Below are 12,022 nucleotides of genomic sequence, written 5' to 3'. Positions count from 1 at the left end.
GGGCCGTCGGCCCGGCCGGAGGGAGCGGGTCAGAGCGAACGCAGGACCGTGACGACCCGCCCCATCACGGTGGCGTGATCGCCGAGGATGGGCTCGTAGGCCGTGTTCTGGGGGAGGAGCCAGGTGTGCCCGTCGCGGCGGCGGAAGGTCTTCACGGTGGCCTCGTCGTCGAGGAGGGCCGCGACGATGTCGCCATTCTCCGCCGTGTCCTGCCGGCGCACCACCACCCAGTCGCCGTCGCAGATCGCGGCGTCCACCATCGAGTCGCCCGTGACGCGCAGCATGAACAGCTCGCCCTCGCCCGTGAGGCGTCGCGGGATCGCCATGACGTCCTCGACCTGCTGCTCAGCCAGGACCGGGCCGCCCGCCGCGATGCGGCCGACCCAGGGGACCGGCACGCTGTCCGCCTCGTCTGCGCCGGTGTGCCACGCGGGGATCGCGGAGACCCGCGACGACGGCGCAGCGGTGGGGGAGGCGGCCTCGCCCAGCGGGGTGCCGTCCACGTCGAGCAGCACCTCGAGGGCACGCGGGCGTCCGGGGTCGCGCCGGATGTAGCCGTGCCGCTCGAGACGGCCCAGCTGGTGCGTGACGGAGGAGAGCGAGGCCAGGCCCGCGGCGTCGCCGATCTCGCGCATGGAGGGCGGGTAGCCGTGGTCGGCGATCGCGTCCCGGATGGTCTGCACGATCCGCCGCTGGCGGTCGGTGAGCGGCGCGCGCGCCGCCGGCTGATCGTCGGTGGTGCTCATGGCTGCCGTCCGTTCTCCCGGGGTGATGGTGGCCGGACTCGTGTTCCGGCGTCCGGCTGCCGTCCGGACGCTTACCGTGTCCGCCCCCGCTGGTTGCCTGTGTCTTGGCGGTCCCGGGGCGTTCCGGGGCGTCCGTGCATGGCCTCGAGCCTAGAGGAGAGCCGCCTCTCCTTCAAAGATATGTTCGATCTCGTCGTGGCATGTCTCGAACACCTGTGCTAGAAAGGCATTCGAACGGATTCGAACACATGTTCGATCACCTGGAGGGCATCCGCCCCGGAGGAGGACACCATGACGCTCACCACCGCCCAGTTCGCCGGCTCGCCCGCGACGGCGCGGCCGCGTCCGGCCACCATCCGTCTGACCCGCCGCGGCCGCCTCGTGCTGCGGGGGATCCCCGTGATCGCCGCGGCCGTGGCCGCCACGCTGGCGGCCGCCTTCTTCCTGGGTGTGCTGCTGTCGCCCGCCGCGGTGTCCGCGGACACCGCGGGGCCCGCCACCCAGTCCGTCACGGTCATGCCCGGGGACAGCCTGTGGACCATCGCCACCACGGTGGCTCCGGAGGCGGACGTCTACGAGGTGATCGCCACGATCGACGAGCTCAACGGGCTCGAGGGCCGGGCCCCCGCGCCGGGCGAGGAGCTGTTCGTCCCGGCCACGCGGTGACGCACGGCGGGCCTCGCCCTCCACGCTTCCTAGACTGGCGGCCATGACCGACCTCAGCTCTCTGCCCCTGCGTGAGAACCTCCGCGGCCTGAGCCCCTACGGCGCCCCCCAGCTGGACGTGCCGTACATGCTCAACACCAACGAGAACACGCATCCGGTGCCGGAGGAGGTCGCCGCCGCCATCGCCGAGCGGGTCGCGGCCGTCGCCGGGGGGCTGAACCGCTACCCGGACCGCGAGTTCACGGGGCTGCGACGTGCGCTCGCCGGCTACCTCGGCCACGGCCTCACGGCGGACCACGTGTGGGCCGGCAACGGCTCCAACGAGATCCTGCAGCAGATCCTCCAGGCCTTCGGCGGCCCCGGGCGGACACTGCTGAGCTTCCTGCCCTCGTACTCCATGTACCCGCTGCTGGCCGGCGGCACGGACACCGTGTTCGTGGACGGCGGCCGTGCCGAAGACCACACCCTCAGCGCCGAGCACGCGGCGGCCATGGTGCGGGAGCACCGTCCGCACGTCGTCTTCCTGGCCTCGCCCAACAACCCGACGGGCACCGCCCTGGACCTGGCGACCATCGAGGCCGTGTACGCCGCGCAGGCGCAGAACGAGGCCGCCGGCGGGCCCGGCGCCATGGTCGTCGTGGACGAGGCCTACGCGGAGTTCGCCCTCGCCGGCACCCGCTCCGCCCTCACCCTCCTGCCCGGCCGTGAGCGGCTGATCGTCACGCGCACCATGTCCAAGGCGTTCGCCCTGGCCGGCGCGCGCCTGGGCTACCTGGCCGCGGACCCCGCCGTCGCCGACGCCCTGCGCCTGGTGCGCCTGCCGTACCACCTCTCCGCGGTCACGCAGGCCACGGCGGAGGCCGCCCTCGATCACGTGGACGCGCTGCTGCGCACCGTGGAGGACATCAAGGCCCAGCGCGACCGCATCGTCTCCACCCTGCGCGGCCTGGGACTGAGGCCCTCGGTGTCCGACTCGAACTTCGTCTTCTTCGGTCACCTCGAGGACGCGTCCGACGTGTGGCGCCGCCTGCTCGACCGCGGCGTCCTCGTGCGGGACGTCGGCATCCCGCACCACCTGCGCGTCACCGCCGGCACCGAGGCGGAGACGACGGCGTTCCTCACCGCTCTCGCGGAGGTCCTCGGCGAGACCGGGGACCGGTCCTGAGGCGTCACCGGAGTCTCGGCGTCCGCCCGGCTCCCTAGGATAGGGACAGCGCGCGCGGCGCCCCGGCCCGCCGGCACCGGCCGCGCGCACCCGCATCCCCCCGCACCCGTCCCGGACCGGTGCGGACCCAGCCCGAGGAGGACCCGTGGCAGCCGAGTTGATCTCCGGACGCCGTGCGCGCATGACGCGCACCACGAGCGAGTCGGACGTGTACGTCGAGATGGATCTGGACGGCACCGGCCGCGCTGAGATCTCCACCACCGTGCCGTTCTACGACCACATGCTCACCGCGCTGTCCCGGCACTCCCAGATCGACCTGACGGTCCGTGCCACCGGGGACACGCACATCGACGTGCACCACACGGTCGAGGACGTCGCCATCACCCTGGGCGAGGTGCTCAAGACCGCGCTCGGGGACAAGTCCGGCATCCGCCGCTTCGGCGAGGCGTCCGTGCCGCTGGACGAGGCGCTGGCGCGCGCCGTCGTCGACGTCTCCGGCCGGCCGTACCTCGTGCACGAGGGCGAGCCCGAGGGCCAGCAGTACCACCTCATCGGCGGGCACTTCACCGGTTCCATGACCCGCCATGTGTTCGAGTCGATCACGTACCACGCGGCGATCTGCCTCCACATGGACGTCGTGCGAGGCCGGGATCCGCACCACATCGTCGAGGCGCAGTTCAAGGCCTTCGCCCGCGCCCTGCGCGCCGCCGTCGAGGACGACCCCCGCATGACCGGCGTGCCCTCCACCAAGGGCGCCCTCTGATGGCCCGCCCCACCACCGTCCCCGGCGTGCGGCCGCGCGTCGCCGTCCTGGACTACGGCTCGGGCAACGTGCACTCGGCGCTGCGTGCCGTGGAGCGGGCCGGCGCGGAGGTCGAGCTCACGCGCGATCCGCAGGCCGTGCAGGAGGCCGACGGGCTGCTCGTGCCCGGCGTCGGGGCGTACGCGTCCGTGATGCGGGCACTGACCGAGGTCGGCGGCACCCGCTGGATCGGCCGCCGCGTGGCCGGGGGCCGACCCGTCCTCGGCATCTGCGTGGGCCACCAGATCCTCTTCGACGCCGGCGTCGAGCACGGCGAGCGCACCGCAGGCATGGGGGAGTGGCCGGGTGTCGTCGCCGAGCTGCCCGCCGAGGTCCTGCCCCACATGGGCTGGAACACCGTCCGGCCGCCCGAGGGCAGCGCCCTCTTCGCGGGCATCGAGGACGAGCGGTTCTACTTCGTCCACTCCTACGGCGTGCTCGAATGGGAGTTCGACCAGACGATCTCCGCCATGCGTCCGCCCCAGGTCACCTGGGCGCACCACGGCGCGGACTTCATCGCCGCCGTGGAGAACGGCCCCCTGTCGGCCACGCAGTTCCACCCCGAGAAGTCCGGGGACGCCGGGCTGCAGCTGCTGCGCAACTGGCTGGAGACCCTCTGATGCCCTACTGGTCCGTCCTCTACCTCGCCCTCGGCGGGCTGCTGCTCGGCGCCGCCTGGTCCATGCGCACGCAGAAGGCGCCGCTGTGGGCCATCGTGATCGTCCTCGTGCTGGCCGGCATGGCCATCGCCGCCTCCTTCCTGACCGTCGGCGCCTGACCGCGCCGGCCGCCCCACCCGAGAGGAACCCCATGACCCCGAACGCCCCCGCCCTCGAGCTGCTGCCCGCCGTCGACGTCCAGGACGGCCAGGCCGTCCGCCTCGTCCAGGGCGAGGCCGGCAGCGCCACCTCGTACGGCGACCCGGTCACCGCCGCCCTGGACTGGCAGCGCGCCGGCGCGGAGTGGATCCACCTCGTGGACCTGGACGCGGCCTTCGGTCGCGGTGACAACCGCGAGGTCATGCGCCGTGTGGTGGAGGAGATCGGCGTGAAGATCGAGCTGTCCGGCGGCATCCGCGACGACGCCTCGCTCGAGAACGCCCTCGAGATGGGTGCGGCGCGCGTGAACCTGGGCACCGCCGCCCTCGAGGACCCGGACTGGACCGCGCGCGTCATCGAGCGCTTCGGCGACCGGGTGGCCGTGGGCCTCGACGTGCGCGGCACCACGCTCGCCGCCCGCGGCTGGACCAAGGAGGGCGGCGACCTCTGGGAGGTGCTCGCCCGCCTCGAGGATGCCGGCTGCGCCCGCTACGTGGTCACCGACGTCACGAAGGACGGCACGCTCAAGGGGCCGAACACGGAGCTGCTCGCCCAGGTCTGCGCGAAGACCGCGAAGCCGGTCGTCGCCTCGGGCGGCATCTCCTCCCTCGAGGACGTTGCCGCGCTCGCGGCCATGACCGGCCAGGGCGTCGAGGGCGCGATCATGGGCAAGGCGCTGTACGCCGGCCGCTTCAGCCTGGAGCAGGCGCTGGCCGTCGCCGGCGGCGCCACGGTGGAGCAGGCGCGCTCCGAGCAGCCCGGCCCGGTCGCCCCGTGACGGGCTCGCACGACGACGGCGGCCTGGCCCGCGGCGACGGGCTCGGTCCGATCGACGAGACGGTCGCGGTGCCGCATCCGGCGGCCCGGGAGCTGCCGGGGCACATCCGGGCCGCACTCGACCGCATGCGGGAGAAGACCGCGGGCGAGAACACCGCGGACACCGCGGGCATCCCGTGGCAGGGCCGCGACCTCTCCGGCCCCGGCGTGGACGGCTCCGCGAACCCGTTGCACGTGTTCGACGAGGACGACGGCACCAGCCCGGCCGAGTGGACCGCCGTCATGGCGGCCCTGACGGACGGCTCCGCCGGTGAGCGGGAGGTGACGGAGGTGCTCGCGCGCATCCGCGTGTTCGCCGCCGTCGTGCCCACCCTCGCCGGGGACGAGGACGACGTCCACGACCACGCCGACCACACCGGCCACGAGCACGACGTCGCGGCGCACGGGGACAAGGCCGCGGACGTGGCCCTCGTGACCATGCGCGCGCCGGACGGCCGGCAGGCGCTGCCGGTGTTCACGAACGTGCCCGCGCTGACGGCGTGGAACCCGGTCGCCCGACCCGTGGCCGTGTGGCTGCCGCGTGCCTGCCTGTCCGCCGTGGACGAGGGCTGTGAGCTCGTCGTCATCGACGCCGGCGCCGAGCACACGTACGTGGTGCGACGCCCGGCCGTGTGGTCGCTCGCCCAGCAGAGGGAGTGGACCCCCGCCTATCGGGACCAGGAGATCGCGGACGAGATCGCCGAGATCGCCGACCTGGTCCCGAACCTGTTGAACCTGGGCCTCGCACCCGGGTCGGGGGTGGCCACACACACGGGTTCCGGCGCGGTGATGAACGGAGGCGGGGCCGGGCCCGAGCTGCAGATCGTCGCGATGCCCACCCGGGACGCCGACGCGGCCGGGGTGCGCCTGATGACGGCCACGCTCAAGACCCTCCTGGCAGACCTGCCGCTGCTGGCCGAGCGGGCCGACTCCGTGGAGATCACGGTCCGCCGACCCTGATCGGTCGCCCGGCCTGTCCGGTACCGTTGAGGGGGAGGGGAGGGCCCGTGGTGGCCCCACCCCATCCTGGAGGCCGTGCGCCGCGCGCCGGCCCCATGCCTCCCATCCTCCGAGGAGTACCCATGAGAACCAGAACCTTGACCGGCGTCGCCACCGCGGCGCTGGGCGCGGTGGTGGTGGCCGGTGCCGGCCCCGCCCTCGCGCAGACCACGCTCACCCAGGGCTCGGCGATCACCGCGCCGGCCGGGGCGTGCAGCCTGACCATCGTCGACGACGCCACCGCCTACACCGCGGCCCACTGTGGTGCGGGCCAGTGGCAGATCGGCTCGACCGTCCGCGACGCTGACGGCACCGCGATCGGCACCGTCTCGGCACTGCCCGGCGATTCGGGCGTGGACGCGGTCCGCGTGGCCCTGGCCGACGACGTCGACGTCGTGGGCGACTGGTCCACGCGGCCGGCCTCGTCCATCGGTGTGGGCGAGACCGTCTACACCCACGGCTCGTCCGTGCCGCTGGGCGCGCCGAACACCGTGTCCCACACGCAGACCTTCGAGGCCGCCACGGTCTGCGACGACGCGTACGCGGATCAGGTTGCCCTCGACACCGCCTCGACCTACGCCGGCGACTCGGGCGGGGCCGTCTATGACGCCCAGCAGCGGGTGGTCGGGGTCATCTCGGGCATCGCCCCGGTGACCTTCGACGCCGAGGGCAACGTGGTGGGCTGCGACGCCCAGGCGATGTCCTCGATCATGGTCCCGGTCGAGTCCCTCGACGCGCTGGACGCCTCCGCGGCGCCCGCCGCCGAGACCGCCGCGGCCGCGGAGACCGCTCCGGCCGCCGAGACCGCCCCGGCGATCGCCGACGTCGCGGGCCCCGTGGCCGACGAGGACCTGCCCACCGGCGGCGAGCCTGCCGTGGACGAGTCCGAGCTGACCGAGTTCACCCCGGCCGAGGAGGAGGCCATCGCGGCCGAGCTCAAGGCCCGCGCCGAGACCGCCGCGGAGGAGGCCGCCGAGGCGGCCCCCGCTGCTGAGGCCCCGGCCGCTGAGGCCGCCGCGCCGGGCGTGACCGACGTCGTGGCCGCGCCCGCCGAGGGTGTCGCCTACGGCACCCAGGTGGTCGCGCAGACGGATCAGGGCGGCTTCGCCTCCGTCACCGTCACGGCCTACGACGCCGACGGCACGGTCCTGGGCCAGGAGGGCCTGGACCTCACCGGCGAGTACCGCGCCTGGCTGCCCGTGCCGGCCGAGGTGCCCGCGGGCGGCTCCGTGGTGGTGACCGTGGTCGACGCCGCCGGCGCCGCCACGGACGCCACCGTGACCCTGGGCGGTCAGCTGGTCGGCTGATCGATTCCGCCCCGAACGACACGACGGGGCCCGGTGATCCCGCACGGATCACCGGGCCTCGTCATGTCCCGGGGCCGGGGCGACCCCGGCCAGGTGGGGACGTGGTCAGCACAGCCCCTCGAGCCGCCGCCCCAGGCGGGAGAAGATCCGGGTGAGGGACTCCGCCTCGCCCGGCGCCAGGTCGCCGAGGAAGAGCTCGTCCACCTGCCGGGCGTGCTCGATCGCGGCGCGCCGGAAGGCGGACCGGCCCTCGTCGGTGAGGACGGCCTCGAAGCCCCGCCGGTCACAGGCCACCGGGCGGCGGTCGATCAGGCCGCGGGCCACGAGCGTCTTCACCTGGTAGGTGATACGCGACGGGGAGAAGACCATCCGGGACGCCAGCTCTCCCAGCCGGAGCCGGCCGTCGGGGGACTCGTAGAGGAGCAGCAGCAGGTTGTAGTCGGCCAGCGACATGCCGCAGTCCTGCTTCAGGCGGCGCTCCAGCACCTCCGTGAGCATCTGGGTGGCCTCGAAGTAGGCGCGCCAGGCGCGCTTGGGCGGGTCCACCGGGCGGTGCGCCTCCGAGGCGGAGCCGAACCAGCCGCCGTCGGGCTCCGCCGCCGCGTCCTGCGCGGCGGGCTCAGGGGCCGGGGTTGAGGAGCTGCTCAAAGGGGGTCACCTCCAGGTCGATGTCCGCGGGCGCGGCGGCGCGTGCCCGCGGGGGGCGGTTCAGGGTGATCTCGGCCAGGTCGCGTCCGGCGGCCCGGATGCGGGACTGCAGCGGGTCGGTCCGCATCGAGGCCTGCACGCCGGCCGCCTCGCCCCAGTCGTCCGAGGCCGCGAAGACCGCGGTCGGCACGATGCGGGCCTTGAGGTAGGCGAACAGCGGCCGCATGGCGGTGTCGATCATGAGCGAGTGGCGGGCGGTGCCGCCGGTGGCGCCGAGGAGCACGGGCACGCCGACGACGGACGTCGGCTCCGCGAGGTCCCAGAAGGACTTGAACAGGCCCGAGTAGGAGGCCTTGTACGTGGGCGAGACCGCGATGACAGCGTCGGCCTGGGCGACCTCGTCCAGGGCGGCGCGCAGGGCCGGGGAGATGGCGAAGGTCACCAGGGCCTGCGCGATGTCCACGGCGAGCTCCCGCAGCGTGATCAGGTGGATCTGCGGGACCACGCCGTGCTCGGAGAGCGCCGCCGAGGCGGACTCCGCCATGCGTTCGGCGAGCATGCGGGTCTGGGACGGGTCCCCGGACCCGCCGGAGACCACGGCGAGGTGCCGGGCCTGCGGCGTGAACGGGGCGGAGGCATCGGGGGCGCCGGGGGTGGTCACTGCGCGGCACCGCCCTTCGCGGCATCGGCGGTGGCGCGCTGCTCGGCGGCCGCCGCGCGGTCGAGCTGGGCCTGCGATCCCTCCTTGCCGCCGGGCACGGGAGCCTCGCCGCGGCGGGCGCGTGCCACGAGGAACTCGTGGGTCTGGGCCGCCGGGACGTCGTCCGGCTTCAGAGCGTCGAACTCCTTGCGCAGCACGGGCAGGACCTCCTCGCCGAAGAGGTCGATCTGCCGCAGGACGGTGTCCGTGGGCAGGCCGGCGTGGTCGATGAGGAACATCTGACGCTGGTAGTCGCCCACCCAGTCGCGGAACGTGAGCGTGCGCTCGATGACCTGCTGCGGCGAGCCGACCGTCAGGGGCGTCATCCTCGAGAAGTCCTCGAGGGACGGGCCGTGGCCGTAGACCGGCGCGTTGTCGAAGTAGGGGCGGAACTCCGCCACGGCGTCCTGCGAGTTCTTCGCCATGTAGGCCTGGCCGCCCAGGGCCACGTACGCCTGATGGGCCTTGCCGTGGCCGTAGTACTCGTAGCGCTGGCGGTACAGGCGCACCATCTGGATGACGTGCTCCTTGTTCCAGAAGATGTTGTTGTGGAAGTAGCCGTCGCCGTAGTAGGCGGCCTGCTCGGCGATCTCGGGGGAGCGGATGGAGCCGTGCCACACGAAGGGGGCGACGCCGTCCAGGGGCTGCGGGGTGAGGGTGAAGTCCTGCAGCGGGGTGCGGTGGTTGCCGCTCCAGTCCACGGTCTCCTCATGCCACAGGCGGTAGAGGAGGTTGTAGTTCTCCACGGCGAGTTGGATGCCCTGGCGGATGTCCTTGCCGAACCACGGGTACACGGGGCCGGTGTTGCCGCGGCCCATCGTCAGGTCCACGCGACCGTCGGCGAGGTGCTGCAGGTACGCGTAGTCCTCGGCCAGACGCACCGGGTCCATGGTGGTGATCAGGGTCGTCGCCGTGGAGAGCTGGAGGGTCTCGGTCTGCGCGGCCAGGTAGGCCAGCAGCGTGGGCGGGTTGCCCGGGGCCACGAAGGGCGGGTTGTGGTGCTGGCCGGTCGCGAACACCTCGAAGCCCGCCTGCTCGGCGTGGCGGGCGATCTTGACGGTGTCCTTGATCCGCTGATGCTCGGTGGGGGCGGTCCCGTTCGTCGGATCGGCGGTGATGTCGCCGATCGTGAAGACGCCGAACTGCATGGTGTGCTCCTCAGTGTGCCCGGGGGCGGGTCTCACGGTGCCGGCCGCGCCGTCGCCGTGTCCTTCAAAAATGAACTATACCGCACAACGAGCCGCCCCGTCCTGAATATTCCGCAGGGCCCGACACGGCAGACTGGTCCCATGAGCCCCGCCTTCGACGCCGGTCGCCTCGCCCACACGGACGTCCTCATCCTGCAGCAGGTGACGAGCTTCCTGTCCAACGACATCCAGGTGACGGACCCGGACGGGCGCACCGTCGTCTCGGTGGTCACTACGGGCGGGGGCCTGGGCCGAATGCTGATGGGGAACCGCAGCTTCGACGTGGTCGACGGTGACGACGGCCGCGTGCTCTTCCGCCTCGCCGACCCGGCCACGTTCGGCCGCGACCGCTTCGCGATCCTGGACGCCGACGGGCTGCCCCTGGCCCACCTCGCCCGCCAGTTCGCGTTCCTGCGGACGTCCGTGAGCGTCGAGGTCGTGGACGGCACGTGCTTCGCGGTGATCGGCGACCTGTGGGACCACGACTACGCCATGACCGTGGGCCAGCAGCCGATCGCCCGCGTGACCGCGCGGTTCGGAGGTGTCATGAACGCCCTGGCCGGGCGCTCGCGGTACGAGATGCGCCTGGAGCCCGGCATGCCGCCCGTGGTGCGCTGCGCCGTGCTCGGCACGGCCATCGCCCTCGACCTGATCCGGGCCAAGGACCGGCGCAGCACCAGCTGAGTCCGCTGGACGTGCGGCCGTCTCGGCGGCGCCTCCGGGGCGTGCCTTGACGCCTCCCATAGGATTCGACGGTGGACTTCGGAGCGTACGGACGGCTGTTGCAGGACCCTCGGATCCGCCATCTGCTGGCGGTGGGGTTCATCGCCCGCTTCCCGCACACCGCGGCCGGGGTGATCCTCACCCTCCACGTGGCGCTCACGCTGGGGCTGGGCTACGGCCAGGCCGGCCTGGCCGCGGCGGCGATGACGCTGGGCATCGCGGTGGGTTCGCCGTGGCGGGGCCGCGTGGTGGACGCGAAGGGGCTGCGCCGCGCACTGCTGCCCTCCGTGATCGCGGAGGCGGTGATCTGGCCGATCGTCCCGTGGCTGCCGTTCTGGCCGATGCTCCTGGCCGTGTTCCTGGGCGGCGTGTTCTCGCTGCCGATCTTCTCCGTCGTCCGTCAGGGACTCGGCGTGCTCACCCGCGGCAAGGACCGGCAGACGGCCTTCGCCCTGGACTCCATCGTCACGGAGACGATCTTCATGATGGGCCCGGCGCTGGGCGCCGTCGTCGCGGCCACGTGGTCGAGCGCCCTCGGCCTGACCATCGTGGGCCTGTCCAGCGCGCTGGGCGGCATCCTGCTGATGTGGTTCAACCCGCCGACACGGTCGAGTCAGCTGGCCGTCGTCGGACCGGCGACCGAGGACCCGTACACCGAGGAGCAGGACCGTCAGGAGGCGATCGCCCAGGCGGTGACCGCCGCGCCCATGCACGTGGAGATGGCCGCCCCCAGCCTGGCCACTGGCGCACTGCCGGCCATCACGGAGGCCATCCCGATCGTCAGCGGGGCGCTGCCGGTGATCGCCGCGGACGGCTCCGGGCCGACGACGGCGCCGCGCCGGGCCCGGGCCGAGCGGCTGCGGCAGTGGCGGCGGAGCCACTTCTCCTGGGTCGGGTCGGAGGTGCTCGGCGTGCTCGTGGTGTCGATGGCGGCCGGGATCGTCATGGTCGGCACCGAGGTCTCGATGGTGGCCGAGCTGGAGTCGCAGGGCGCCGCGGCGTCGGTGGGTCTGGTGTATGCGTTCTGGTGCGGCGCCTCCGCCGTGGGCGGGCTGTTCTACGGGGCGTGGGGCCGCCAGGTGCACCCGTACCTGCTGATGGCGCTGTTCGCCGTGGCGACGGTGCCGCTCGCGCTCGTGGACGGCGTGTGGGCGCTCGCGCTGGCCTCGATCCCCTCCGGCCTGCTGACGGCGCCGACCCTGGCCTCGGCCTCGTCGCGGCTGTCGCATCTCGTGGAGGAGGAGCGGCGTGGCGAGGCGATGGGCTTCTACGGCTCGGCCATGACCGCGGGCGCCGCGATGGGCGCCCCGCTGGCCGGCGTGTTCATCGACAGCATCGCCCCGTCCGCGGGCTACGTGTTCGCGGCGGCCGCGGGCTTCGTGCTCGTGCTGCTGGCCGCCCTGGCGACGGTGGCGCGCGGGCGGCGCTCCGCCTGAGTCGGGCCC

The 12,022-nt window shown here is 73.4% G+C and carries 14 protein-coding genes; 10 read left to right on the top strand and 4 right to left on the bottom strand.

Annotated features, from left to right (window positions below; all coding sequences use genetic code 11):
- Positions 1–29: 29 nt before the first annotated feature.
- Complete coding sequence (lexA, locus tag HDA34_RS03320) at positions 30–746, bottom strand: transcriptional repressor LexA (RefSeq protein ID WP_020628152.1); 717 nt, start codon at positions 744–746, stop codon at positions 30–32.
- Between the two features lie 291 nt (positions 747–1,037).
- Between lexA and HDA34_RS03315 the strand changes: the two genes are divergently transcribed.
- The 8 genes from HDA34_RS03315 to HDA34_RS03280 all read left to right on the top strand — a co-directional run bounded on the left by HDA34_RS03315 (position 1,038) and on the right by HDA34_RS03280 (position 7,319).
- Positions 1,038–1,412 carry a LysM peptidoglycan-binding domain-containing protein gene (locus tag HDA34_RS03315; protein WP_020628151.1) on the top strand — a complete coding sequence of 125 codons (375 nt, stop codon included), beginning with the start codon at positions 1,038–1,040 and terminating at the stop codon, positions 1,410–1,412.
- A 43-nt stretch (positions 1,413–1,455) separates the two neighbouring features.
- Positions 1,456–2,577, top strand: coding sequence for a histidinol-phosphate transaminase (locus tag HDA34_RS03310; protein ID WP_060973582.1), 1,122 nt, complete (start codon positions 1,456–1,458; stop codon positions 2,575–2,577).
- A gap of 181 nt (positions 2,578–2,758) precedes the next feature.
- Positions 2,759–3,340, top strand: a complete 582-nt coding sequence (hisB, locus tag HDA34_RS03305; protein ID WP_152743305.1) for an imidazoleglycerol-phosphate dehydratase HisB — start codon at positions 2,759–2,761, stop codon at positions 3,338–3,340.
- Positions 3,340–3,999 (top strand): imidazole glycerol phosphate synthase subunit HisH, encoded by a 660-nt coding sequence (hisH, locus tag HDA34_RS03300; protein WP_004167703.1) that lies wholly within the window; start codon positions 3,340–3,342, stop codon positions 3,997–3,999. The genes hisB and hisH overlap by 1 nt, the downstream gene beginning before the upstream one ends.
- Positions 3,999–4,157, top strand: a complete 159-nt coding sequence (locus tag HDA34_RS03295) for a CG2302 family histidine operon protein (RefSeq protein ID WP_004167696.1) — start codon at positions 3,999–4,001, stop codon at positions 4,155–4,157. Before hisH ends, HDA34_RS03295 begins: the two co-directional genes overlap by 1 nt.
- 32 nt (positions 4,158–4,189) lie before the next feature.
- The gene (gene priA / locus HDA34_RS03290; RefSeq protein ID WP_020628149.1) at positions 4,190–4,975 is read left to right on the top strand and encodes a bifunctional 1-(5-phosphoribosyl)-5-((5-phosphoribosylamino)methylideneamino)imidazole-4-carboxamide isomerase/phosphoribosylanthranilate isomerase PriA; all 786 of its coding nucleotides are present in this window, start codon (positions 4,190–4,192) and stop codon (positions 4,973–4,975) included.
- Positions 4,972–5,973, top strand: coding sequence for an SseB family protein (locus tag HDA34_RS03285; protein ID WP_060973580.1), 1,002 nt, complete (start codon positions 4,972–4,974; stop codon positions 5,971–5,973). The genes priA and HDA34_RS03285 overlap by 4 nt, the downstream gene beginning before the upstream one ends.
- A gap of 122 nt (positions 5,974–6,095) precedes the next feature.
- Entirely contained in the window at positions 6,096–7,319 is a 1,224-nt protein-coding gene (locus HDA34_RS03280; protein WP_233437060.1) for a trypsin-like serine protease, read from the top strand.
- A gap of 105 nt (positions 7,320–7,424) precedes the next feature.
- Here the strand turns inward: HDA34_RS03280 and HDA34_RS03275 are convergent, their stop codons facing one another.
- The 3 genes from HDA34_RS03275 to HDA34_RS03265 are packed head-to-tail and all read right to left on the bottom strand — an operon-like array spanning position 7,425 to position 9,815.
- Positions 7,425–7,967: a MarR family winged helix-turn-helix transcriptional regulator gene (locus HDA34_RS03275; protein WP_228070444.1), complete on the bottom strand. Its 543-nt coding sequence runs from the start codon at positions 7,965–7,967 to the stop codon at positions 7,425–7,427.
- Positions 7,939–8,628: an FMN reductase gene (locus tag HDA34_RS03270; protein WP_049147210.1), complete on the bottom strand. Its 690-nt coding sequence runs from the start codon at positions 8,626–8,628 to the stop codon at positions 7,939–7,941. The genes HDA34_RS03275 and HDA34_RS03270 overlap by 29 nt, the downstream gene beginning before the upstream one ends.
- On the bottom strand, positions 8,625–9,815 hold the full coding sequence (locus tag HDA34_RS03265; RefSeq protein ID WP_127435283.1) for an LLM class flavin-dependent oxidoreductase: 1,191 nt from the start codon (positions 9,813–9,815) through the stop codon (positions 8,625–8,627). The genes HDA34_RS03270 and HDA34_RS03265 overlap by 4 nt, the downstream gene beginning before the upstream one ends.
- A 141-nt stretch (positions 9,816–9,956) precedes the next feature.
- Between HDA34_RS03265 and HDA34_RS03260 the strand changes: the two genes are divergently transcribed.
- Both HDA34_RS03260 and HDA34_RS03255 read left to right on the top strand, forming a co-directional pair.
- Positions 9,957–10,538, top strand: coding sequence for an LURP-one-related/scramblase family protein (locus tag HDA34_RS03260; protein WP_123244098.1), 582 nt, complete (start codon positions 9,957–9,959; stop codon positions 10,536–10,538).
- Between the two features lie 71 nt (positions 10,539–10,609).
- Positions 10,610–12,013 carry an MFS transporter gene (locus HDA34_RS03255; protein ID WP_123244099.1) on the top strand — a complete coding sequence of 468 codons (1,404 nt, stop codon included), beginning with the start codon at positions 10,610–10,612 and terminating at the stop codon, positions 12,011–12,013.
- Positions 12,014–12,022: the final 9 nt, after the last annotated feature.

Origin of the sequence: Micrococcus luteus, from assembly GCF_014138885.1 — a bacterium.
GTDB lineage: Bacteria > Actinomycetota > Actinomycetes > Actinomycetales > Micrococcaceae > Micrococcus > Micrococcus luteus.
This window is presented reverse-complemented; position numbering and strand designations above follow the sequence as displayed.

Bases quoted from the DNA above. Each gene is read 5' to 3' on its own strand.
- lexA (WP_020628152.1), bottom strand. From the start codon at position 746: ATGAGCACCACCGACGATCAGCCGGCGGCGCGCGCGCCGCTCACCGAC.
- HDA34_RS03315 (WP_020628151.1), top strand. From the start codon at position 1,038: ATGACGCTCACCACCGCCCAGTTCGCCGGCTCGCCCGCGACGGCGCGG.
- HDA34_RS03310 (WP_060973582.1), top strand. From the start codon at position 1,456: ATGACCGACCTCAGCTCTCTGCCCCTGCGTGAGAACCTCCGCGGCCTG.
- hisB (WP_152743305.1), top strand. From the start codon at position 2,759: ATGACGCGCACCACGAGCGAGTCGGACGTGTACGTCGAGATGGATCTG.
- hisH (WP_004167703.1), top strand. From the start codon at position 3,340: ATGGCCCGCCCCACCACCGTCCCCGGCGTGCGGCCGCGCGTCGCCGTC.
- HDA34_RS03295 (WP_004167696.1), top strand. From the start codon at position 3,999: ATGCCCTACTGGTCCGTCCTCTACCTCGCCCTCGGCGGGCTGCTGCTC.
- priA (WP_020628149.1), top strand. From the start codon at position 4,190: ATGACCCCGAACGCCCCCGCCCTCGAGCTGCTGCCCGCCGTCGACGTC.
- HDA34_RS03280 (WP_233437060.1), top strand. From the start codon at position 6,096: ATGAGAACCAGAACCTTGACCGGCGTCGCCACCGCGGCGCTGGGCGCG.
- HDA34_RS03265 (WP_127435283.1), bottom strand. From the start codon at position 9,815: ATGCAGTTCGGCGTCTTCACGATCGGCGACATCACCGCCGATCCGACG.
- HDA34_RS03260 (WP_123244098.1), top strand. From the start codon at position 9,957: ATGAGCCCCGCCTTCGACGCCGGTCGCCTCGCCCACACGGACGTCCTC.